Origin of the sequence: Streptomyces sp. NPDC002779, from assembly GCF_042888685.1 — a bacterium.
Taxonomy (GTDB): domain Bacteria; phylum Actinomycetota; class Actinomycetes; order Streptomycetales; family Streptomycetaceae; genus Streptomyces.
In genome coordinates, this window is record NZ_JBIAQC010000003.1 from 321,095 (window position 1) to 342,643 (window position 21,549).

Below are 21,549 nucleotides of genomic sequence, written 5' to 3' on the forward strand. Positions count from 1 at the left end.
TCGGGCATGCCGGACTCCGCCACCGGGTGACGGAAAGTCCCGGTACGTAAACGGTGGATCACCTGCCGTGGGGGGCACCACGCTGATGGGATGCAGGCGTGCGAGAGAATGGCGGCATGGAGATGCCGAGGAACGAACGGTCGCCGGAGAATCCGCAGATCCTGGTCGTGGGCCAGGACGGGATGTCCATCGGCGGCGGAGGCGACGAGGACTCCCGTGAGGTTCCCGTGACGGAGATGGTCGAACAGCCGGCGAAGGTCATGCGGATCGGCAGCATGATCAAACAGCTGCTGGAGGAGGTCCGCGTGGCCCCACTCGACGAGGCCAGCCGGGTCCGGCTCAAGGAGATCCATGCCAGCTCGGTGAAGGAGCTGGAGGACGGCCTGGCCCCGGAGCTGGTCGAGGAACTGGAGCGGCTGTCCCTGCCCTTCACCGACGAGGCGACCCCGTCCGACGCGGAACTGCGCATCGCGCAGGCCCAGTTGGTCGGCTGGCTGGAGGGCCTCTTCCACGGCATCCAGACCACGCTGTTCGCCCAGCAGATGGCGGCCCGCGCCCAGCTGGAGCAGATGCGCCGGGCCCTGCCCCCGGGCGTCGGCCACGAGGGCGAGGACCAGCACCACCCGGGCGGCCGCTCGGGCGGGCCCTACCTGTAGCCCGGGACCACCCCTACCGCCGACGAGCAGCGGGCAGCCCGGTCACGCCGGGTTGCCCGAGGAGACGTCGAACTGGAACGTGCCCGGGTCCTCGGGGTCGATGTCCGTGCCTGCGGCGGGGAACTGCTTCATCACCGTGCCGTCGCCCCAGGTGGACTCGTCGACGTCCCGGGTGTCGGCCGACCACCCGGCGGCCTTCAGGCACTTCTTCACCGAGTCGATGTTCTTGAAGGCGAAGTTGGGCATCTCCACCTTCTTGGGGTCGTTGTACGACTCCTGGGGCTCGCTGCACTCCTCCGGGTCGATCGTCCGGCTCGGGTCCGGGCCGCGGTAGCCCTCCGCCGTCGTCGCCGACGGGCTGGGGCTCGCGCCGCCCTCGTCGTCCTTCGTGCCCCCGCCGCTCAGCGTCAGCGCGGCGACCAGGCCGCCCACCGCGAGCACGGACACCACGATCGAGCCGATGATCACCGGCTTGTTGTTCCGTCTCCCGCCCCCGGAACCGGACCCGGCCGGCTGCGGGGTGATGTTGTACGGCGGCGGAGTCGCGCCGTAGCCCGCGGGCGCCGGGGTCTGGTAGCCGGGCTGCTGCGGATAGCCGTACGACGGAGCCGGGGTGGGCGCCGGGGTGCCGTAGGGGTTCGGGGCCGGCTGGTACGGCGTGTGGACCGGGCCCGTGGGCGCCGACGTCGACTGGTCGACCGGCGGGAACACCGCGGAACCGACGCCCGAGCCGCTGGCGGCCGGCGAGCCCGGCACGATGTTCGGCGCGGCGGCCCGGAAGGAGGACGCCACCCGCAGGCACTCGTCGCGCATGGCCTCGGCGCTGGGGAAACGCTCGTTGGGGTTCTTCTTCAGCGCGCGGGCCACCAGCGCGTCCACGGCCGGCGGCAGCGAGCGGTTGACGGAGGACGGAGCCACCGGCTCCTCCTGCACATGCGCGTACGCGATCGCCAGCGGCGAGTCCGCGTCGAACGGCAGCCGCCCGGTGACCAGCTGGAAGAGCATGATGCCGACCGAGTAGAGGTCGGAGCGCGCGTCCACGCCGCGGCCGAGCGCCTGCTCGGGGGAGAGGTACTGCGGGGTGCCGACGACCATGCCGGTCTGGGTCATCGAGGTGACACCGGACTGCATGGCGCGGGCGATGCCGAAGTCCATGACCTTGACGACGCCGCGCTTGGTCATCATCACGTTGCCCGGCTTGATGTCGCGGTGGACCAGCCCCATCTCATGGCTGATCTCCAGCGCCGCCAGCACATCCGCGGTGATCTTCAGCGCCTTGTCGGCGGGCATCGCGCCGTGCTGCCGTACGTCCTCGTCGAGCACCGAGCCGAGCGGGCGGCCCTCGATGTACTCCATGACGATGTACGGAGTCGTCATCCCGTCGACATCGTCCTCGCCGGTGTCGAAGACGGAGACGATGTTGGTGTGCGTGAGCTTGGCCACGGCCTGGGCCTCGCGGCGGAAGCGCTCGCGGAAGGCCTGCTCGCGGCCGAGTTCGGTGTGCAGCGTCTTGACCGCGACCTGACGGTCCAGCACCGCGTCGTAGGCCAGGTGCACCGAGGCCATGCCGCCCTCGCCGAGCAAGTCGCGCAGCTGATAGCGGCCGGCCGCCAGCGCCCGTCCCGCATACCGCCCCTGTGCGCCGTCCTGGCTCATGTCTCCGCGTCCCCCATAGCCCGTTGGCCCGGCGTTTGTCGACGATCCGTGTTGATCGACAGTGCTATTCCCGGCCAAGTCTGCCCCAGGGCACTGACACGTCAAGCTCGGTGCCCGATCCGTGACCGTACGCGAAAGAAGCGTCGCGCAAGCGTTACAGGGGCCGTACGGCCGGTACACAGAATTTGCACGACGGACCGGCTAGCGGGTTTCATGGCCGGTCTGTCACGGACCGGCCGCTGGTCCGTCCCGGACCGGCGGCTTGCGCGGAGGCTGTAGCGTGGCCGACGGAGACCGTAACAACACCGCGCGCACCGCGGGCAGAAACGACGGCGAGGACTGATGGCACAGCAGCGCGCTCAGGGCCCGTCCGACCCCGAGGCGGCTGGCGGCGGTATGTCAGATGCGCCGGAGCTGTGGGGTAACGGCGGGCTGGTCGGCGACGGCCGGTACCGGCTCACCCGCAGACTCGGCCGGGGCGGCATGGCCGAGGTCTTCGCGGCGGAGGACGTCCGGCTGGGACGCACCGTCGCGGTCAAGCTGCTGCGCGCCGATCTCGCCGAGGACCCGGTCTCCAAGGCCCGCTTCACCCGCGAGGCACAGTCGGTGGCCGGCCTCAACCACCACGCCATCGTCGCCGTGTACGACTCCGGCGAGGACTTCGTGGGCGGCCAGAGCGTGCCGTACATCGTCATGGAACTGGTCGAGGGCCGCACCATCCGCGACCTCCTGCTCAACGCCGAGGCGCCCGGCCCCGAGCAGGCGCTGATCATCGTCTCCGGTGTGCTGGAGGCGCTCGCCTACTCGCACCAGCACGGCATCGTGCACCGGGACATCAAGCCGGCGAACGTCATCATCACCAACAACGGCGCCGTCAAGGTCATGGACTTCGGCATCGCCCGCGCCCTGCACGGGGCGTCCACGACGATGACCCAGACCGGCATGGTCATGGGCACCCCCCAGTACCTCTCCCCCGAGCAGGCGCTCGGCAAGGCGGTCGACCACCGTTCCGACCTGTACGCGACGGGCTGTCTCCTCTACGAACTCCTCGCGCTGCGGCCCCCGTTCACCGGCGAGACCCCGCTCTCGGTGGTCTACCAGCACGTCCAGGACATCCCGACGCCCCCGTCGGAGGCCTCCGATGCCTGCCCGCCGGAGCTGGACGGCCTGGTCATGCGCTCCCTCGCCAAGGAGCCGGACGACCGCTTCCAGACCGCCGAGGAGATGCGCGGCCTGGTCCAGTACGGCCTGCAGATGCTCTACGACCAGGGCGGCCACACCGGCACCTGGAACACCGGGCCGGTCGACCTGCACGACGGCCGGCACACCCCCGCGGCGGGCTTCGCGCAGACCGCGGTGATGGGCCACTCCGGCGCGGACGCCTCCAGCACCTCCGCGATCCCGCAGCCCATCCTGCCCGGCGGCCGGTACGGCGGGGACGACGGCGGCTTCGAGGGGCAGGGCAACCGGGGCGGCGGCCGGGGCAAGCTGTGGATCCTCGCCGTTCTCGCGGTGATCGCCATCGCGGCGGGCGTAGCCCTCGCGCTCAACGGCGGGGACGGCAAGAGCCCCGGCACGGACACCACCAAGTCGCCGACCGCCACGCAGTCCAAGGACGACGAGACGGCCAGCGAGGAGCCGACCGACGAGGCGACCGAGGAGCCCACCGACACCGCCACCGACGACAGCTCGGGCACCGGCGGCGGCGGCTCGGGCTGGACCCCTCCCGAGGAGCCTTCGGTCACCCCGTCGCCGACGGAGCCGGAGCCGACGGACGAGCCGACCACCACGGAGCCGACGGACGAGCCGACGACCGAGGAGCCGACCGGCGAGCCCACGGACGAACCGACGGAGGAGCCCACCGACGAGATCATCGGCGGCACCACCGACGGCGGCACCGACGGCGGCGCCGGCGGCGAGGACTGACGGGTCGCGCCGGCGGGCGTCACCGCACGAACGCGTCGCACACCCGGTCGTACTCCCGGGTCCACCACACCGCCAGCGCCGAGGCGGCCGGGAACTGCGCGTCCGCGCGGGTGTCGCCGCGTTCGTAGTGCCAGCGCAGCATCCAGAAGTCGTTCAGGCGCTCCCACCACACCCGGTGCACGGCCGCCGCCAGCTCGGAGGGCGTGGCGCCCGCGGTGCGCCGGTACGCGCGCGTGTAGGCCCGTACCTTCGGCAGGTCCAGCGTGCCGGCGGGCCGCACGAAGAAGATCGCGGCGGCCCGTACCGCCTCCTCCGCGCGCGGCTGCACCCCGAGCCGGTCCCAGTCGACGATCGCGGCGGGGGCGTCGCCCCGGTACAGCAGGTTGAACGGGTGGAAGTCCCCGTGCACCCACCCCACCGAGCCGCCGCACGGCGGGCGCCGGCCGGTGTGCCGTTCCAGCAGCGCGCGCCGTTCCAGCAGCCGGTGGCGGGCCAGCGCGTCGAAGGAGTCGGCGGGCCGGTGCCGGCGCACCCGGGCGAGCAGGTCCTCGATGAGCACGAAGGTCTCCTCGGGGTCCGCGCTCACCGCGGGCGCCCGCCCCTGAGGCGGCATCACGCGCTCCAGACCCGCATGCACCGCCCCCAGCAGCGCCCCGAGCCGGGCGCACTGCCCCGGGGCGAGCTGGCCGCCATGCCGGTGCCGGCCGTCGATCCAGGGGTGCAGGGCGTAGGCGTGGCCGCCGATCACCGCGACGGTACGGCCGTCCCGCCCCGGCAGCGGCGGTGCGACCGGGACGCCGAGGTCGGCCAGGCGCCGGGTGGCCCGGTGCTGGCGGGCGATGGCGGCGGGGTCGGCGGTCTCGGGGTCGAAGTGGTGCTTGAGGAAGTACCGGCCGCGGGTCGTGCGGAGCCGGTAGCCGCGGTTGAGCAGCCCCTGGTCCACGGGGACACAGGCGACGGCACCGCCGGCGGCGTACTGGCGGAGCAGGGCGCCCAGCGGGGGCGCGGGATGCACGGGGGGTGGTACACAAGGGCGCGGCACGCGGCAGATGCTAGGGCACCCACCGGCCCCGTGAGCTGGGCGTCGTCACAGAAAGGCAGCGTCAGTCGCTTTTGGTCACGAGATGCTCCCGAAGTGGCTTCCCATACCGACGCGCCCGCCGAATTGCCGAATCGCGCACGATCGCGTCGGCGGCCGTCCCGGGCGCCCGGCAGGAATGCCCGGATTTTTCCTTCTTCGCCCGGCGGCAAGTCAGCGGCGCAAACTCTTCCTCTGAGCTGGGTGCGCGGGATAACGTGCCGTTGCTCCGGCCTCCTGCAAGGCTGTGACCAGTACTCTTCGAGCCCCTCGCGATTTACTTGGAAATCCAAGCAAAATCGCAGGTCAAACGGGGTTTCACAGAAATGTGGAGCACTGGGTAACGTGATGGTTGCAGGGCGCTCGCCGGGGCACCTGTCACGCCTGTTCCGGCCGAGTGACACCCACCCCGTGCACGGGTGTCGGACCAGGTGAGCCGCACTGGTTTCACCGGCAACCCCGGGGGACCGGACCGACGGAGGAGCACACGTGACCGTGGAGAGCACTGCCGCGCGCAAGCCGCGACGCAGCGCCGGGACCAAGAAGTCCCCGAGCCCCAAGCCCGAGCTGGTTCAGCTGCTGACCCCCGAGGGCAAGCGCGTCAAGAACGCCGAGTACGACCAGTACGTCGCCGACCTCACCCCCGAAGACCTGCGCGGTCTGTACCGCGACATGGTGCTCACCCGCCGTTTCGACGCCGAGGCCACCTCCCTGCAGCGCCAGGGCGAGCTGGGCCTGTGGGCCTCCCTGCTCGGCCAGGAGGCCGCCCAGATCGGTTCGGGCCGGGCCACCCGCGAGGACGACTACGTCTTCCCGACCTACCGCGAGCACGGCGTCGCCTGGTGCCGCGGGGTCGACCCGACCAATCTGCTCGGCATGTTCCGCGGCGTGAACAACGGCGGCTGGGACCCGAACAGCAACAACTTCCAGCTGTACACGATCGTCATCGGCTCGCAGACCCTGCACGCCACCGGCTACGCGATGGGCATCGCCAAGGACGGGGCGGACAGCGCGGTGATCGCCTACTTCGGCGACGGCGCCTCCAGCCAGGGCGATGTCGCGGAGTCGTTCACCTTCTCGGCCGTCTACAACGCGCCGGTGGTGTTCTTCTGCCAGAACAACCAGTGGGCGATCTCCGAGCCGACCGAGAAGCAGACCCGCGTCCCGCTCTACCAGCGCGCGCAGGGCTACGGCTTCCCGGGCGTCCGGGTGGACGGCAACGACGTCCTGGCCTGCCTCGCGGTCACCAAGTGGGCCCTGGAGCGGGCCCGCAGCGGCGAGGGGCCGACGCTGGTCGAGGCGTACACCTACCGCATGGGCGCGCACACCACCTCCGACGACCCGACCCGCTACCGGGGCGACGAGGAGCGCCAGGCCTGGGAGGCCAAGGACCCGATCCTGCGCCTTCGCCAGTACCTGGAGTCCGCACACCACACGGACGAGGGATTCTTCGCGGAACTGGAGACCGAGTCCGAGGCGTTGGGCAGACGAGTGCGCGAGGCGGTCCGTGCCATGCCGGACCCGGACCACTTCGCCATCTTCGAGAACGTGTACGCGGACGGGCATGCGCTCGTCGACGAGGAGCGAGCCCAGTTCGCCGCCTACCAGGCGTCGTTCGCGGACGCTGAAGGGGGCAAGTGACATGGCCGAGAAGATGGCTCTCGCCAAGGCGATCAACGAATCGCTGCGCAAGGCCCTGGAGGCCGACCCCAAGGTGCTCGTCATGGGCGAGGACGTCGGCAAGCTCGGCGGTGTCTTCCGGGTGACCGACGGGCTCCAGAAGGACTTCGGCGAGGAGCGGGTCATCGACACCCCGCTCGCCGAGTCCGGCATCGTCGGCACCGCGATCGGCCTCGCGCTGCGCGGCTACCGCCCGGTGGTGGAGATCCAGTTCGACGGCTTCGTCTTCCCGGCCTACGACCAGATCGTCACCCAGCTCGCCAAGATGCACGCCCGCTCCCTGGGCAAGGTCAAGCTCCCGGTCGTCGTGCGCATCCCCTACGGCGGCGGCATCGGCGCGGTGGAGCACCACTCGGAGTCGCCCGAGGCGCTGTTCGCGCATGTGGCGGGCCTGAAGATCGTCTCCCCGTCGAACTCCTCCGACGCGTACTGGATGATGCAGCAGGCCATCCAGAGCGACGACCCGGTGATCTTCTTCGAGCCCAAGCGGCGCTACTGGGACAAGGCCGAGGTCAACACCGAGGCGATCCCCGGACCGCTGCACAAGGCGCAGGTCGTCCGCGCCGGCACCGACGTCACCCTCGCCGCCTACGGCCCGATGGTGAAGCTCTGCCAGGAAGTCGCCGACGCGGCCGCCGAGGAGGGCCGCTCCCTGGAGGTGCTGGACCTGCGCTCGGTCTCCCCGCTGGACTTCGACACCATCCAGGCGTCGGTGGAGAAGACCCGCCGCCTGGTCGTGGTCCACGAGGCGCCGGTGTTCTTCGGCTCCGGCGCGGAGATCGCCGCCCGCATCACCGAGCGCTGCTTCTACCACCTGGAGGCCCCGGTGCTCAGGGTCGGGGGCTATCACGCCCCGTACCCGCCGGCGCGCCTGGAGGAGGAGTACCTGCCGGGCCTGGACCGGGTGCTCGACGCCGTCGACCGTGCCCTGGCGTACTGAGGAGAGGGTCGTGACGACGATGACGGAAGCGTCCGTACGCGAATTCAAGATGCCGGACGTCGGTGAGGGCCTCACCGAGGCGGAGATCCTCAAGTGGTACGTCCAGCCCGGTGACACGGTGACCGACGGCCAGGTGGTGTGCGAGGTTGAGACGGCCAAGGCCGCCGTCGAGCTGCCCATCCCTTACGACGGTGTGGTCCGCGCCCTGCACTTCCCCGAGGGCACCACGGTGGACGTGGGCACGTCGATCATCGCGGTGGACGTGTCGGGCGGTGCGGCGGCCCCCGAAGCCGCCCCGGAGCCCGTGCGGGAGCCCGCGCAGGAGCCCGTTCAGGAGAAGAAGCCCGAGGGCCGCAAGCCGGTCCTCGTCGGCTACGGCGTGGCCGAGTCCTCGACCAAGCGCCGCCCGCGCAAGGGCCCGGTGGTCCCGGTGCAGGAGGCTCCGGTCCAGGCCGTGCAGGCGGTGCAGACCGAGCTGAACGGCCACGGTCCCGCGGTGGTGAAGGAGCGCCCGCTGGCCAAGCCGCCGGTGCGCAAGCTCGCCAAGGACCTCGGGGTCGACCTGAGCACGGTGGTCCCGTCCGGCCCGGACGGCATCATCACCCGCGAGGACGTCCACGCGGCCGTGGCCCCGCCGAAGGCCCCGGAGCCCGCAGTGGCCGCTCCCGCCCCGGCCGCCGCGGCGCCCGTGGCGGCGTACGACAGCGCGCGGGAGACCCGGATCCCGGTCAAGGGGGTCCGCAAGGCCACCGCGGCGGCGATGGTGGGCTCGGCGTTCACGGCCCCGCACGTCACGGAGTTCGTGACGGTGGACGTGACCCGCACGATGAAGCTGGTCGAAGAACTCAAGCAGGACAAGGACATGCAGGGGCTGCGGGTCAACCCGCTCCTGCTGATCGCCAAGGCCCTGCTGGTCGCCATCAAGCGCAACCCGGACATCAACGCCTCCTGGGACGAGGCGAACCAGGAGATCGTGGTCAAGCACTACGTCAACCTGGGCATCGCCGCGGCCACCCCGCGCGGTCTGATCGTGCCGAACATCAAGGACGCGCACGACAAGACCCTGCCCCAGCTGGCCGAGTCCCTGGGCGAGCTGGTGGCCACGGCGCGGGACGGCAAGACGTCCCCCGCCGCGATGCAGGGCGGCACGGTGACCATCACCAACGTCGGCGTCTTCGGCGTCGACACCGGCACCCCGATCCTCAACCCCGGTGAGTCCGCGATCCTCGCGGTCGGCGCGATCAAGCTCCAGCCGTGGGTCCACAAGGGCAAGGTCAAGCCCCGCCAGGTCACCACCCTGGCCCTCTCCTTCGACCACCGCCTGGTCGACGGCGAGCTGGGCTCGAAGGTGCTGGCCGACGTGGCGGCGGTCCTGGAGCAGCCCAAGCGGCTGATCACCTGGGCGTAGCACACGGAAAGGGGCCCACCACGTGATCGTGGTGGGCCCCTTCCGGCTGTTCCCGGGGGATCAGTCGCGCTGGGCGCCGGACGGAAGCGTCCGCAGCTGCATCGTGGACGCCGTCGTCGAACCGAAGGCGTAGTCCATCAGCTTGGCGGCGTCCGTGAACCGGTTGGGGTCGTTGAGGAGCACGCCCACCACCGTCTTGCCGTTACGGGTGCCGGCGAAGACCAGGCACGGGCCGGACGGGGTGTTGGTGCCGGTCTTCACACCGAGCGCGCCGCTGTAGGAGCCGAGCAGCGTGTTGGTGTTGTACCAGGTGTAGGTGCGGGTGGCGCCGGTGCTCGACGTGGCGTACTGCACCGTCTTGGTCTTCTTGACGATGCCCGCGAACGTCGAGAACTTCATCGCGCTGCGGGTGAGCTTCGCGAGGTCGCGCGGCGTCGTGTAGTTGGTGTTCTGCGTGGAGTTGCCGTCGAACGAGTCGAAGTGCGTGTTCGTCAGGCCGAGCGCGTCGGCCTTCTTGTTCATCTTGGCGATGAAGTTCTTGGTGCGGGCGGCGACCGTGGTGCCGGTGCCGAACTTGTCGGCGAGGGCCATCGCGGCGTCGCAGCCGGACGGCAGCATCAGCGCGTGCAGCAGCTGGCGGACGGTGACCTTGTCGCCGGTCTTCAGGTCCGCGGTGCTCGCCTGCTTGGCGGCGACGTAGTCCCGGTAGGCCTGCTTGATGGTGACCTTGGTGTCCAGGTTGACGTCCGGGATGGCCAGCACCACACGGGCCGCCATGATCTTGGTGGTGCTCGCCATGGGCCGCTTGGTGTCGGCGGACTTGCTGTACAGCGTGGAACCGGTCGTGCTGTCGAGCATGAAGGCGCCCTTGGCGCTGACCGTGGGTGCGGTCGCGGCCTGAGCGGGCGCAGCCAGGGCGCCGCCCGCGACCAGCGCGCCGGTGGTGGCCACGACGGCGGCGGTGCGGCGCAGGCGTATGCCCTTGATGCCGGTTATCACTATGAACGCTCCGAGTAGGTGTCAGCTGATTTTGGCGTAGCCGTAGTTGATGAGCTTCTGCACGTCCGTCGTGCGGCTGGCCGCCGAGGACGAGGTGAGCACGGCGCCCATCACGGACTCGCCGTTCTTGGTGGCGGCGAAGACCAGGCAGTACTTGGACGAGGTGCCGGAACCCGTCTTGACGCCGAGCGTGCCGTTCCAGCCGAGCAGCGTGTTGGTGTTCTTCCAGGCCGCCATGGTGCGGATGGAACCGCTGCTGGTGACCGTCTTCGCCGTGTACGACGTGGTCTTGACGACGGACTTGAAGGCGGAGTGCTTCATCGCGCTGCGGGCGAGCAGCGTCAGGTCCTTCGGCGTGGAGTAGTTCGAGCCATTGCTGATGCCGTCGAACGAGTCGAAGTGCGTGTTCGTCATGCCGAGCTGCTTGGCCTTGTTGTTCATCTTGGCGATGAAGTTCTTGGTGCGGGCCGAGACCGTCGAGCCGGTGCCGAACTTGTCGGCGAGGGCCATGGCCGCGTCGCAGCCGGACGGCAGCATCATCCCGTACAGCAGCTGACGGACGGTGACCTTGTCGCCGACGATCAGCCGGGCCGACGAGGCGCCCCGGGACACGATGTAGTCGCTGTACGCCTTCTTGATGGTGACCTTGGCGTCCAGGTTCAGGTTCGACTGCGCGAGCACGACCTTGGCGGTCATGATCTTCGTGGTGGAGGCGGTCAGCCGCTTCGTGTTGGGGGACTTGTAGTAGAGCGTCTTGCCTGTGGCGCTGTTCATCAGATACCCGCCCTTGGCGGTGATGCTGGGCGTCGTCACGGCCTGCGCCGGTGCCGCGGTGAGGGCTCCGGTGACGAACATCGCGCCGGTCGTGACCACGACGGCTGCGGCCCTGCGAACGCGGAAGCCCTGATATGCGGTTTTCAACACAAATACCCCGTATGCAGTCGAATGCCCCTGGTGTGCGGCCGAGTTGAAGAGGGATGGAGAAGGGGCCGCAAGTGTGTGACACGTAACTAGCACAGAAGGTTGTGCGGCTGCTGGGACGAATCGAAGGTCCGCATCTCGAAGGTCCGCATGATGAAACGCGCTCCCTCATGCGTACGTGTTGTATCTAAGATGTGCTCATGCCGTCAGCGCCGCCCGCCCCGACCCCCGCCCCCGTGAAGCAGCCGCCCGCCGCCGACCGCGTCTACGCCCACGTCAAGCAAGCCGTCCTGGACCGCCGCTACGAGGGCGGCACCCTGCTCACCGAGGGCGAGCTGGCCGAGGCCGTCGGGGTCTCCCGCACCCCGGTGCGCGAGGCGCTGCTGCGCCTGGAGGTGGAAGGGCTGATCAAGCTCTACCCGAAGAAGGGCGCCCTGGTGCTGCCGGTGTCGGCACAGGAGATCGCCGATGTCGTGGAGACCCGGCTGCTGGTCGAGGAGCACGCGGCGCGCAAGGCCGTGCCCGCCCCCGCCGCGCTCATCCAGCGCCTCGAACACCTGCTCGCCCGCCAGAAGGCCGAGGCCGCCGCCGGCGACCTGGCCGCGGCCGCCGTCACCGACCGCTGCTTCCACGCCGAGATCGTCCGCAGCGGCGGCAACGACATCCTCTCCCGCCTCTACGACCAACTCCGCGACCGCCAGCTGCGCATGGGCGTCGCCGTCATGCACTCCCACCCCGACCGGATCGCCAAGACCCTCACCGAGCACGAGGAGATCCTCGACGCGCTGCGCTCCGGTGACGCCGAGCGGGCCGTGGGCGTCGTCCACCGGCACGTCGGCTGGTTCTCGCACCTGGCCCGGGGTGAGGTCCGATGAGCGCCGCGGCCCTGCCGAGTGATCCCCCGGGCGGCCGGCGCGCCCTCGCCGTGTGGGGCATCGGCGTCTCGGTCTACTTCGTCGCCGTCATCTTCCGTACGTCACTGGGGGTCGCCGGACTCGACGCGGCCGACCGCTTCGACGTCAACGCCTCGGCCCTGTCGACGTTCTCGATCCTCCAGCTGCTCGTCTACGCGGGCATGCAGATACCCGTCGGCCTGCTGGTCGACCGGCTCGGCACGAAGAAGGTGCTGACCATCGGCGTCGTGCTGTTCACGGCGGGACAGCTGGGCTTCGCGTTCTCCCCCACGTACGGCATGGCCCTCGCCTCGCGGGCGCTGCTCGGCTGCGGGGACGCCATGACCTTCATCAGCGTGCTGCGGCTCGGCACCCGCTGGTTCCCGGCCCGGCGCGGACCGATGATCGCCCAGCTCGCCGGGCTCGCCGGCATGGCGGGCAACCTGGTCTCCACCCTGGTCCTGGCCCGGCTGCTGCACGGCGTCGGCTGGACCGCCGCCTTCGCGGGCAGCGCGCTCGCCGGAGTCGTCGTCCTCGTCCTGCTGCTGCTGTTCCTCAAGGACCACCCCGAGGGCCACGGACCGGAGCCCGTCCCGCACCAGGGCGTGGCCTACGTCCGGAGCCAGATCGCCGCGTCCTGGCGGGAGCCGGGCACCCGGCTCGGTCTGTGGGTGCACTTCACCACCCAGTTCCCGGCGATGGTGTTCCTGCTGCTGTGGGGCCTGCCCTTCCTGGTCGAGGCCCAGGGCCTGTCCCGCGCCACCGCGGGCGAACTGCTCACCCTGGTCGTCCTGTCCAACATGGTGATCGGCCTGGTCTACGGCCAGCTCGTCGCCCGGCACCACGGGGCGCGGCTGCCGCTGGCGCTCGGCACGGTCGGCGCGACCGCGCTGATGTGGGCGGCGACCCTCGCCTACCCCGCCGACCGCGCCCCGATGTGGCTGCTGATCGTGCTGTGCGTGGTGCTCGGCGCCTGCGGCCCCGCCTCCATGCTCGGCTTCGACTTCGCCCGCCCCGCCAACCCGCCGGAGCGTCAGGGCACCGCCTCCGGAATCACCAACATGGGCGGTTTCGTCGCCTCCATGACGACCCTGTTCGCCGTCGGTGTCCTGCTCGACGCGACCGGCGACGACTACCGGATCGCCTTCTCGGCGGTGTTCGTGCTCCAGGCGCTCGGGGTGAGCCAGATCCTGCGACTGCGCGGCCGAGCGGCCCGCCGCGAGCGGGAACGGCTGGTGGCGAGCCGGGTGAAGACGGTGCACGTCCCGGCGTGAACGGGGACCCTGCCGGTCCGCGACCAGGCGGGGGCGGGGTCCCCACGGGGCCGGGACCGACGCCACGGTCCCGGGCCCCTACTGGGCGGGTACCAGGGTGAGGTAGGCGATGCCCAGGATCCCGCGGTAGGTCATCCACTGGGCCCGGTGCCGGTCGAGGCGCTCTCTGGTGGTGGCCGCCGAGGGGTGCCCGGGGTTGCGGGCGAGCCAGACCTCCAGGTCCGCCTGGTAGCCGGACTCGAACTCCTCCCACTCGTCGAGGTTCGCCGTCTCCGTCCACTCGGGCCGGAAACCGGCGGTCACGGCGAGGTCGAGCAGGGTCGCGAGGTCGTGGTGGTCCGAGACGGCGGCCCCCGGCCACATCCCGGCCAGCTCCTCCTCGGTCGGCGTGCGCTCCCAGAAACCCTCACCCAGCAGCACCCGGCCACCGTCGTTGACCAGCCCGCGCAGGGCGCGCAGCGCCTCCAGGGTGAACTCGGGCGGCGCCACCGGGCTCAGGGCCTGGCTGGACCCGAGACAGAGCACCAGGTCGGCCGGGCCGAGGTCGGCGTCCCGCGCGGACTTCTCCAGGAACTCGACCCGCCCCGCGAGCCCGCGCTCCGCGGCCTCACGGCGGCCACGGTCGAGATCCTCGGCGTTGATGTCGACGCCGATGCCCGTGGCCCCGGGCACGACGGCCAGCACCCGCATCATGAACTCGCCCCACCCGCACCCGATGTCGAGCACGGTGGAGGGCTCGTTGCCCGCGACCCGTCGCACCAGCCGTTCGGCCCGGGCCTCGGAGAGGGGGTTGTGGAACGTCAGGCGGCTCAGCCGGGGCGGTCCGTCGATCTCGATGTCGGTCATGGGAGGCAGACAAGCACCGAACCGACGTGCGCCACAAGATCTTTGTGCCGCTCCCGCTACTTCGTCACCGTGAAGTTCCGCAGAATCGCCCCCGCCAGCGCCAGGTCACCCTCCGCCTTGATCCGGTCCGCGACCCCCTCCGGCGTCACCCGGCCACAGGCCAGCCGCACGAAGGTCTCCCAGTCCAGGGTCAGCGTCGCCGCGGGCCCCAGCGCGGGCGCCGTCTCCAGCGTGCCCCGCCCTTGGATGTCCACCCGGATCGTGCGCAGGAACTCGACCGGACCGTGCACGTCGAACACGATCGCCGAACTGCGCGGCGCCTCCGCCTTGACCGCCACGATGTCCGGCAGCGCCGCCAGCAGCACGTCCCGCGCCACCTGCGCACCCGGCGAGTCGAGGTTCCCCGGCCGGCCGAGCGCGGCGCGCAGGTCCTGCTCATGGACCCACACATCGAAGGCATGCGCCCGCATGGCCTCCTCCAGGGTCTGCTCGGTGCCCAGCGGGCCGCGCACCTTCGTGCCCGGGTCCCGGGACTCGTTGCGCAACTGGCGGTTGCGGCGGATGACCGTGTACTCCAGCTCGGAGGTCATCTCCGGCGCCGTGTGGTGGCGGCGGACGTCGACCTGCATCTCCATGTAGCGCTGGTGGTCGTTGGTGACGTGGAACAGATCGCGGGGCAGCGTGTGGATGGGCCGCGGGTCGCCGAGCATCTCGCAGTCCAGGCCGATGACATGGGACACCACGTCCCGGACCGACCAGCCCGGGCACGGCGTACGCCGGTTCCACTCGCCCTCCACAAGGGGCAGCACCAGCTCGGATATCGCTTCGATGGAGTGGGTCCAGGCGTCGGCGTAGGGCTGGAGGGTGGGATGCAGACTCACGGAACGGGACCCCTCGGCGGTCGGTACACGGGCAGGTGGTGGCGGCGATGCCAGTGGGAGGTGGCTGTCGGCGGGCGTCTTGAGACGTTAAGTTACGCTGCTGAGAGGCACCCCGGCAGTGCTTTCGTGTGACGATCGTAGGCCCGAGTGATCGGGTCGAATGCCAGGACGGTGGTAGTGTGCGCGCCTCTCTGATCCAGATCGCCGTAGACGAGGGCGAATCGGTCGCCTCGCGCCGGGAGCGGGCCGCCTCGCTGGTACGGCGGCAGACCGGGGCCGATCTGGTCGTCCTGCCGGAGCTGTGGACCACCGGTGCCTTCGCCTACGAGGAGTTCGCCCAGGAGGCCGAGCCGCTCGAAGGGCCGACGTACGAGGCGATGGCGAAGGCCGCGAGCGACGCGGGCGTCTGGCTGCACGCCGGCTCGATCCCGGAACGCGACCCGGACGGACCGCTGTACAACACCTCCCTGGTCTTCTCCCCCTCCGGCGACCTCGCCGCCGCCTACCGCAAGATCCACCGCTTCGGCTTCGACAAGGGCGAGGCCGTGCTGATGGGCGCCGGACGCGATCTGGTGACGGTCCGTCTGCCCGGGACCACCCTGGGCCTGGCCACCTGCTACGACCTCCGTTTCCCCGAACTCTTCCGCGGGCTCGTCGACAACGGCGCCGAGACCCTGGTCGTCCCCGCGGGCTGGCCGGAGCGCCGCCGGGCGCACTGGACGCTGCTGGCTCAGGCGCGGGCGGTGGAGAACCAGGCGTTCGTGCTCGCCTGTGGAACGGCCGGGACGCATGCGGGAGTTCCGCAGGCCGGTCACTCGATCGTGGTGGATCCCTGGGGCGAGGTCCTCGCCGAGGCGGGCCCCGGCGAGGAGATCCTCACGGTGGAGTTCGACCCGGCGAAGGTCGCGGCCACCCGGGAGCAGTTCCCGGCACTCAAGGACCGCGTCCTGTGACGACAAGTCACCGCGGCCTGTGACGGCGGTTCAGTCCCCCTCCCGCTCCTTCTCCGCCAGGTGGATCACACACACCGCCACCGCGATCAGCAGCGCCGGGTCCGCGTCCTCCCGGACCACGTCCACGCCGTAGGTCTCCCGGACGTGCAGCCAGCGGCGGGAGACGACGGCGAGCAGCTCGCCCTCGTACTCCACGGCGAACTCCCGGTCCAGGATCCGGCCGCTGACGTCCAGCTCGGTGCTGCCGTCGGCCAGCGCCACCCGGTAGTGGTTGCGCAGCAGGGACAGCCGCTTGCGGCGGATGGTCGCGAGCGGCTCGCCGTCCCGCTCGATCAGCAGGGTGTCCCGCAGGGCGAGCATCTTCTGCCGGATGTCGATCAGGACCCGCCCCTGCGCGTCCTTCAGCTCGAAGGTGTCCCGCAGCCGCATCGCCTTGCCGTCGACGAGGAAGGCCTTGTTGCCCCGGTCGTCCTCGATCCAGTAGTCGTCACCGAAGCCGAGGAGCCGGTCGCGTACGAGGAATCTCATGACACGAGGGCTTCCCCGGTGCGCGGTCCGAAACGCCGCCGGTAGGCCGACGGGCTGAGTCCGGTCTCGCGCCGCACCCGCGCGCGCAGGTTGGCCGCCGTCCCGAGCCCGCTGCGCGCGGCGACGACGTCGAGCCGCTCCTCCCCGCGCTCGATCAGCCGACAGGCCAGCGCCACCCGCTCCCCGGTCAGCCAGGCCAGCGGCGTCGTCCCCAGCTGGGTGCGGAACCGCCGGTGGAGCGTGGCCGGAGACACGGCGGCCCGCGCCGCCAGCTCCGCCACCGTCAGCGGCTCGCCCAGCCGCTCCTGCGCCCACGCCAGCAGCGGCCCCAGTGACTCGTCCGGCACCTCGGGCACCGGCCGCTCCACGAACTGCCGCTGCCCGCCGTCCCGGTGCGCGGCGAACACGAGCCGCCGGGAGACGGCGTTGGCGATCTCGGCGCCGTGGTCCTGCCGGACGAGATACAGGCCGAGGTCGAGCGCGGCGGCGCTCCCCGCGGCGGTGAGGATCCGCCCCTCGCCGATCCGCCCCTCGTCCACGAAGAGCACGTCCGGCTCGAGCCGCACCCGCGGATGCAGCTCCCGGAACGCCTCGGCCCACATCCAGTGCGTGGTCGCCCGGCGCCCGTCCAGCAGCCCGGCCTCGGCGAGCGCGAAGCTGCCCGTGCAGAAGCTGACCACCCGCGCCCCGCGCGCGTGGGTGCGGCGGACGGCGTCCAGGACGTCGGCGCCGCGCGGGACGACGTTGTCGGGGCGCCCGGGCACGACGAGGGTGTCGGCGTCGTCCACGGCGTCGAGCCCGGCCGTGCCGGTCATGGTGAAGAACCCGTGGTTCATCCGCACCGCGCGCGTGGGCGTGCACAGCGTGACCTCGTACAGCGGGGCGGGCCGGCCGAGCTCGGGCCGCGGCAGGCCGAACAGCTCGGTGGCGACGCCCACCTCGAAGGGGTTGGTGCCCTCGTCGACGATGACGGCCACCCGGTGCGGTTGCGAGGATCCTTGCGTCATGTGCGATTCCTAGCACTCGTGGGCCGTCCCCGGCCACCCGCACGATGACGGCATGACTCCCGAACCCGTCTCGCTGCCCGCCGCCCTCGCCTCCTTCACCGAGCAGTGGAGCCCCCGCATCGCCACCACGGTCAACGACTACGACGTCCGCGTGACCCATGTGGAGGGCGAGCACCTCTGGCACGTCCACGACGACACCGACGAGTTCTTCCTGGTGCTCAGCGGCGAGCTGCACATCAGCCTGCGGGAGCCGGCCGGGGAGCGCACGGTCGTCCTGCCCCCGCTGTCGGTCTTCACGGTCCCCCGCGGCACCGAGCACAAGCCGTACGCCCCCGTCCCCACCGACATCCTCCTGCTGGAGCCCTCCGGCACCTCCACCGTCGGCGACCGCCACGAAGAGGTCCCCGACCACGTGGACGTCACCACCGGGCACGCGCTGAGGTGACTGTCGGTGCCGGGTGGCACCCTTGATCCATGACCGCTCCCGCACCCCGCCGCGCCCGCGTGCGCGCGCCTGAGCTGACCGGCCGCGGCGGGTGGATCAACACCGGCGGGAAGGACCTGAAGCTCGCCGACTTCCGGGGCCGCGTACTGATCCTGGACTTCTGGACCTTCTGCTGTGTGAACTGCCTGCACGTCATCGACGAACTGCGGGCCCTGGAGCACCAGCACCCCGACACCGTCGTGGTCGTCGGGGTGCACTCGCCGAAGTTCGTCCACGAGGCCGAGCACCAGGCGGTCGTGGACGCCGTGGAGCGGTACGGGGTGGAGCATCCCGTGCTGGACGACCCCGAGCTCGCGACCTGGAAGCAGTACGCGGTGCGGGCCTGGCCCACGCTCGTGGTCATCGACCCCGAGGGGTACGTCGTCGCCCAGCACGCCGGGGAAGGGCATGGGCACGCGATCGAGCGGCTGGTGACGGAGCTGGCGGCCGAGCACGGGGCGAAGGGCACGCTCCGGCGCGGCGACGGGCCGTACGTGGCGCCGGAGCCGGAGCCGACCGCGCTCAGGTTCCCGGGCAAGGCGGTGCTGCTGCCGTCCGGGAACTTCCTGGTCAGTGACACCACCCGGCATCAGCTGGTGGAGCTGGCGCCGGACGGGGAGACGGCCGTGCGGCGGATCGGCCAGGGGGACCGCCGGGGGGCGACGGATGGCACCTCGGCGCGCTCACGGTTCAACGAGCCGCAGGGTCTGGCGCTGCTGCCGGACGGGTCCGTGGTCGTCGCCGACTCGGTGAACCACAGGCTGCGGCGCTTCGACCCGGAGTCCGGCCGCACCACGACCCTGGCCGGCACGGGCGAGCAGTGGATGCGGGGCGACGCCACCCGCGGCCCCGGCCGGGAGGTCAACCTCTCATCGCCCTGGGACGTGGCCTTCTGGCAGGGCCAGGTGTGGATCGCCATGGCGGGCATCCACCAGCTGTGGACGTACGACCTCCGGGACGGCACCGTGGCCGTCGCGGCCGGGACCACCAACGAGGGGCTGGTCGACGGGCCCGCCGCCGAGGCGTGGTTCGCGCAGCCCTCCGGGCTCGCCGCCACCGCCGACCGCCTCTGGGTCGCCGACTCCGAGACCAGCGCCCTGCGCTGGGTGGATCCCGACGGCACCGTGCGCACCGCGGTCGGCACCGGCCTGTTCGACTTCGGGCACCGCGACGGCCCCGCCGGACAGGCCCTGTTCCAGCACCCGTTGGGCGTGACGGCGCTGCCCGACGGCTCGGTGGCCGTCAGCGACACGTACAACCACGCCCTGCGCCGCTACGACCCGGCGACGGGCGAGGTCACCACCCTGGCCACGGATCTGCGCGAGCCCAGTGCCGCGGTCCTGGCCGGCGAGGACATCGTGGTCGTGGAGTCGGCCCGGCACCGGCTGACCCGGCTGCGGCTGCCCGAAGAGGCGGTGCGGGTGGAGTCGGTCGCCCACCGGACGCAGCGCGCCGCCACCGAAGTGGCCCCGGGCACGCTCCGGTTGGACGTGATCTTCCAGGCGCCGCCCGGCCAGAAGCCGGACACGCGGTACGGTCCCGCGACGCGTCTGCTGGTCTCCGCCACCCCGCCCGGCCTGCTGCTGCGGGGCGAGGGCGCGGACACGGAACTCTCCCGCATCCTGCACCTCGATCCCGGGATCGGGGAGGGCGTCCTGCACATCTCGGCGATGGCCGCGTCCTGTGACGACGACCCCGCCCGCGAGTACCCGGCCTGCCATGTGCACCAGCAGGACTGGGGCGTGCCCGTCCGCCTCGTCGAAGGCGGAGCGGACCGCCTGCCCCTGGTACTCGCGGGCCTGGACGCTCAGGCGCCGTAGCCGTTGCTGTACCCGTCGTTGCGCCGGTGTCCCCCCTCGTCGATCACGGTCGGCGGTGTGGTGGGCGGTACCACCACCCGCCTGCGCCGGGCGATGCTGCTGAACGTGGTCACGCCGATCAATCCGACGATCATCAGGATGACCCCGACGAGATCGAGATTGACGCCCTCCATGTTCCAATCCGTTGCGAACGTGAGGATGGCTCCCACGGCGATGAGGATGATGCACCCGCCGAGGCCCATGAGTTGTCGCCTCCCTGTCCGGTGGTTCCGGTCGCTGGCGGGTACCCCGTCCTGCCGCGGACTACCCCTCCAAGAAGGCGACCAGCGTGTTCGCCAGGAGGAACGGGTCGTCGGCGCCGCACAGTTCGCGTGCGCTGTGCATGGAGAGGATCGCCACGCCGATGTCTACGGTGCGGATGCCGTGCCGGGCCGCGGTGATCGGTCCGATGGTGGTGCCGCAGGGCATGGAGTTGTTGGAGACGAAGGACTGGAAGGGCACTCCGGCGCGTTCGCAGGCGGCGGCGAACGCCGCGCGGCCCGAACCGTCCGTGGCGTAGCGGTTGTTGACGTTGACCTTGAGGATCGGTCCGCCGTTGATCCGCGGGTGGTGCGTGGGGTCGTGCCGCTCCGCGTAGTTGGGGTGCACGGCGTGCCCGGTGTCGGAGGAGAGGCACACGGTCCCGGCGAAGGCACGAGCCTTGTCCTCGTAGGACCCTCCGCGGGCGAACACCGAGCGCTCCAGCACTCCGCCGAGCAGCGGTCCGTCCGCGCCGGTGTCGGACTGCGAGCCGTTCTCCTCGTGGTCGAAGGCGGCGAGGACGGGGATGTACGGCAGGTCCGGGCCGGACACGGCCGTCAGCGCCGCCACCGCTGCGTGCACGGAGAGCAGGTTGTCCATGCGCGGCCCGGCCAGCAGTTCGCGGTCGCGGCCGAGGTAGGCGGGCGGTTCGACGGAATGCACCATCAGGTCCCAGCCGGTGACCTCGCCCGCCGCCAGTCCGCTCTCCTCCTCCAGGAAGGCGATCAGGTCGCCGTCGCGGACGTCGTCGCCGAGTCCCCAGACCGGCTGGAGGTGGCGCTGCTTGTCGAGCTTGAGGCCCTCGGAGGAGACCGCGCGGTCCAGGTGGATGGCGAGTTGGGGGACGCGCAGCAGGGGCCGGTCGATGTTCACCAGCCGGGTCGAGCCGTCGCGCAGGGTCAGCCGGCCGGCCAGGCCCAGATCGCGGTCGAGCCAGGAGTTGAGCAGGGGTCCGCCGTAGACCTCCACGGCCACCTGCCGCCACCCGTGCGCCCCGGAGTCGGGCAGCGGCTTGACGCGCAGGTTGGGGGAGTCGGTGTGCGCGCCGACGATCCGGAACGGGGTGTGCGCCGCGGCGCCCTCGGGCACGTACCAGGCCACGATCGCGCCACCCCGTACGACGTACTTGCCGCCGCTCGTCCCGTCCCAGGCGTCCGTCTCGGCGACCTGGCGGAATCCTGCCTTCTCCAGCCGCTCGGCGGTGTTCGCCACGGCGTGGTACGGCGACGGTCCGGCCGCCAGGAAGGACATGAGGTCGTCGGTGTGGCCGCGGTCGAAGCGGGAGGGTTCGCTCATGGG

20 protein-coding genes are annotated in these 21,549 nt (G+C 71.3%); 10 read left to right on the forward strand and 10 right to left on the reverse strand.

Annotation, left to right across the window (positions count from 1 at the left end; translation table 11 throughout):
* The first annotated feature begins 116 nt into the window (after nt 1–116).
* Entirely contained in the window at nt 117–656 is a 540-nt protein-coding gene (locus tag ACFYW5_RS11305) for a bacterial proteasome activator family protein (RefSeq protein ID WP_389416688.1), read from the forward strand.
* A gap of 42 nt (nt 657–698) precedes the next feature.
* Here ACFYW5_RS11305 and ACFYW5_RS11310 read toward each other — a convergent pair whose 3' ends face one another.
* The gene (locus ACFYW5_RS11310; protein ID WP_389416689.1) at nt 699–2,312 is read right to left on the reverse strand and encodes a protein kinase; all 1,614 of its coding nucleotides are present in this window, start codon (nt 2,310–2,312) and stop codon (nt 699–701) included.
* 339 nt (nt 2,313–2,651) lie between these two features.
* Between ACFYW5_RS11310 and ACFYW5_RS11315 the strand changes: the two genes are divergently transcribed.
* The gene (locus tag ACFYW5_RS11315) at nt 2,652–4,238 is read left to right on the forward strand and encodes a protein kinase (protein WP_389417004.1); all 1,587 of its coding nucleotides are present in this window, start codon (nt 2,652–2,654) and stop codon (nt 4,236–4,238) included.
* A gap of 19 nt (nt 4,239–4,257) precedes the next feature.
* On the opposite strand, the gene ACFYW5_RS11320 is transcribed toward ACFYW5_RS11315, so the two are convergent.
* Nucleotides 4,258–5,253 (reverse strand): phosphotransferase, encoded by a 996-nt coding sequence (locus tag ACFYW5_RS11320; RefSeq protein WP_389416690.1) that lies wholly within the window; start codon nt 5,251–5,253, stop codon nt 4,258–4,260.
* A gap of 552 nt (nt 5,254–5,805) precedes the next feature.
* Here ACFYW5_RS11320 and pdhA point away from each other — a divergent pair.
* From pdhA to ACFYW5_RS11335, 3 genes are read left to right on the forward strand one after another with little or no spacing between them, the layout of a single operon-like run.
* Nucleotides 5,806–6,957: a pyruvate dehydrogenase (acetyl-transferring) E1 component subunit alpha gene (gene pdhA / locus ACFYW5_RS11325; RefSeq protein ID WP_389416691.1), complete on the forward strand. Its 1,152-nt coding sequence runs from the start codon at nt 5,806–5,808 to the stop codon at nt 6,955–6,957.
* 1 nt (nt 6,958) lies between these two features.
* Nucleotides 6,959–7,936, forward strand: coding sequence for an alpha-ketoacid dehydrogenase subunit beta (locus ACFYW5_RS11330; RefSeq protein ID WP_389416692.1), 978 nt, complete (start codon nt 6,959–6,961; stop codon nt 7,934–7,936).
* Nucleotides 7,937–7,946: 10 nt separating this feature from the next.
* Nucleotides 7,947–9,344, forward strand: coding sequence for a dihydrolipoamide acetyltransferase family protein (locus ACFYW5_RS11335; protein ID WP_389416693.1), 1,398 nt, complete (start codon nt 7,947–7,949; stop codon nt 9,342–9,344).
* Between the two features lie 60 nt (nt 9,345–9,404).
* Here the strand turns inward: ACFYW5_RS11335 and ACFYW5_RS11340 are convergent, their stop codons facing one another.
* On the reverse strand, nt 9,405–10,343 hold the full coding sequence (locus ACFYW5_RS11340; RefSeq protein ID WP_389416694.1) for a D-alanyl-D-alanine carboxypeptidase family protein: 939 nt from the start codon (nt 10,341–10,343) through the stop codon (nt 9,405–9,407).
* Between the two features lie 21 nt (nt 10,344–10,364).
* On the reverse strand, nt 10,365–11,264 hold the full coding sequence (locus ACFYW5_RS11345) for a D-alanyl-D-alanine carboxypeptidase family protein (RefSeq protein ID WP_389416695.1): 900 nt from the start codon (nt 11,262–11,264) through the stop codon (nt 10,365–10,367).
* A 200-nt stretch (nt 11,265–11,464) separates the two neighbouring features.
* On the opposite strand from ACFYW5_RS11345, the gene ACFYW5_RS11350 reads away from it, so the two are divergent.
* A complete protein-coding gene (locus ACFYW5_RS11350) occupies nt 11,465–12,139 on the forward strand; it encodes a GntR family transcriptional regulator (protein ID WP_389416696.1) in 675 nt (224 codons plus the stop codon).
* Nucleotides 12,136–13,431, forward strand: a complete 1,296-nt coding sequence (locus ACFYW5_RS11355; protein ID WP_389416697.1) for a nitrate/nitrite transporter — start codon at nt 12,136–12,138, stop codon at nt 13,429–13,431. Before ACFYW5_RS11350 ends, ACFYW5_RS11355 begins: the two co-directional genes overlap by 4 nt.
* Before the next feature lie 78 nt (nt 13,432–13,509).
* Here ACFYW5_RS11355 and ACFYW5_RS11360 read toward each other — a convergent pair whose 3' ends face one another.
* A complete protein-coding gene (locus ACFYW5_RS11360; protein ID WP_389416698.1) occupies nt 13,510–14,277 on the reverse strand; it encodes an SAM-dependent methyltransferase in 768 nt (255 codons plus the stop codon).
* A gap of 56 nt (nt 14,278–14,333) precedes the next feature.
* Nucleotides 14,334–15,158 (reverse strand): maleylpyruvate isomerase family mycothiol-dependent enzyme, encoded by an 825-nt coding sequence (locus ACFYW5_RS11365; protein WP_389416699.1) that lies wholly within the window; start codon nt 15,156–15,158, stop codon nt 14,334–14,336.
* Between the two features lie 179 nt (nt 15,159–15,337).
* Between ACFYW5_RS11365 and ACFYW5_RS11370 the strand changes: the two genes are divergently transcribed.
* Nucleotides 15,338–16,111 carry a carbon-nitrogen family hydrolase gene (locus ACFYW5_RS11370; RefSeq protein WP_389416700.1) on the forward strand — a complete coding sequence of 258 codons (774 nt, stop codon included), beginning with the start codon at nt 15,338–15,340 and terminating at the stop codon, nt 16,109–16,111.
* 30 nt (nt 16,112–16,141) lie between these two features.
* Here ACFYW5_RS11370 and ACFYW5_RS11375 read toward each other — a convergent pair whose 3' ends face one another.
* Both ACFYW5_RS11375 and ACFYW5_RS11380 read right to left on the reverse strand, forming a co-directional pair.
* Nucleotides 16,142–16,639 carry an LURP-one-related/scramblase family protein gene (locus ACFYW5_RS11375; RefSeq protein WP_389416701.1) on the reverse strand — a complete coding sequence of 166 codons (498 nt, stop codon included), beginning with the start codon at nt 16,637–16,639 and terminating at the stop codon, nt 16,142–16,144.
* A complete protein-coding gene (locus tag ACFYW5_RS11380; RefSeq protein WP_389416702.1) occupies nt 16,636–17,646 on the reverse strand; it encodes a GlxA family transcriptional regulator in 1,011 nt (336 codons plus the stop codon). The genes ACFYW5_RS11375 and ACFYW5_RS11380 overlap by 4 nt, the downstream gene beginning before the upstream one ends.
* A gap of 52 nt (nt 17,647–17,698) precedes the next feature.
* Between ACFYW5_RS11380 and ACFYW5_RS11385 the strand changes: the two genes are divergently transcribed.
* Nucleotides 17,699–18,091 (forward strand): cupin domain-containing protein, encoded by a 393-nt coding sequence (locus ACFYW5_RS11385; protein ID WP_389416703.1) that lies wholly within the window; start codon nt 17,699–17,701, stop codon nt 18,089–18,091.
* A gap of 29 nt (nt 18,092–18,120) precedes the next feature.
* On the forward strand, nt 18,121–19,950 hold the full coding sequence (locus tag ACFYW5_RS11390) for an NHL domain-containing thioredoxin family protein (protein WP_389416704.1): 1,830 nt from the start codon (nt 18,121–18,123) through the stop codon (nt 19,948–19,950).
* Here the strand turns inward: ACFYW5_RS11390 and ACFYW5_RS11395 are convergent.
* Together ACFYW5_RS11395 and ACFYW5_RS11400 are read right to left on the reverse strand one after the other, a co-directional pair.
* The gene (locus ACFYW5_RS11395; RefSeq protein ID WP_389416705.1) at nt 19,938–20,192 is read right to left on the reverse strand and encodes a DUF6458 family protein; all 255 of its coding nucleotides are present in this window, start codon (nt 20,190–20,192) and stop codon (nt 19,938–19,940) included. The genes ACFYW5_RS11390 and ACFYW5_RS11395 overlap by 13 nt on opposite strands.
* A gap of 61 nt (nt 20,193–20,253) precedes the next feature.
* Nucleotides 20,254–21,546, reverse strand: coding sequence for a M18 family aminopeptidase (locus ACFYW5_RS11400; RefSeq protein WP_389416706.1), 1,293 nt, complete (start codon nt 21,544–21,546; stop codon nt 20,254–20,256).
* Nucleotides 21,547–21,549 lie beyond the last annotated feature (3 nt).

Coding starts and splice junctions, on each gene's coding strand:
- ACFYW5_RS11400 (WP_389416706.1), bottom strand. CDS start 21,546: ATGAGCGAACCCTCCCGCTTCGACCGCGGCCACACCGACGACCTCATG.
- ACFYW5_RS11360 (WP_389416698.1), bottom strand. CDS start 14,277: ATGACCGACATCGAGATCGACGGACCGCCCCGGCTGAGCCGCCTGACG.
- ACFYW5_RS11310 (WP_389416689.1), bottom strand. CDS start 2,312: ATGAGCCAGGACGGCGCACAGGGGCGGTATGCGGGACGGGCGCTGGCG.
- ACFYW5_RS11375 (WP_389416701.1), bottom strand. CDS start 16,639: ATGAGATTCCTCGTACGCGACCGGCTCCTCGGCTTCGGTGACGACTAC.
- ACFYW5_RS11330 (WP_389416692.1), top strand. CDS start 6,959: ATGGCCGAGAAGATGGCTCTCGCCAAGGCGATCAACGAATCGCTGCGC.
- ACFYW5_RS11380 (WP_389416702.1), bottom strand. CDS start 17,646: ATGACGCAAGGATCCTCGCAACCGCACCGGGTGGCCGTCATCGTCGAC.
- ACFYW5_RS11350 (WP_389416696.1), top strand. CDS start 11,465: ATGCCGTCAGCGCCGCCCGCCCCGACCCCCGCCCCCGTGAAGCAGCCG.
- ACFYW5_RS11305 (WP_389416688.1), top strand. CDS start 117: ATGGAGATGCCGAGGAACGAACGGTCGCCGGAGAATCCGCAGATCCTG.
- ACFYW5_RS11395 (WP_389416705.1), bottom strand. CDS start 20,192: ATGGGCCTCGGCGGGTGCATCATCCTCATCGCCGTGGGAGCCATCCTC.
- ACFYW5_RS11355 (WP_389416697.1), top strand. CDS start 12,136: ATGAGCGCCGCGGCCCTGCCGAGTGATCCCCCGGGCGGCCGGCGCGCC.
- ACFYW5_RS11390 (WP_389416704.1), top strand. CDS start 18,121: ATGACCGCTCCCGCACCCCGCCGCGCCCGCGTGCGCGCGCCTGAGCTG.
- ACFYW5_RS11385 (WP_389416703.1), top strand. CDS start 17,699: ATGACTCCCGAACCCGTCTCGCTGCCCGCCGCCCTCGCCTCCTTCACC.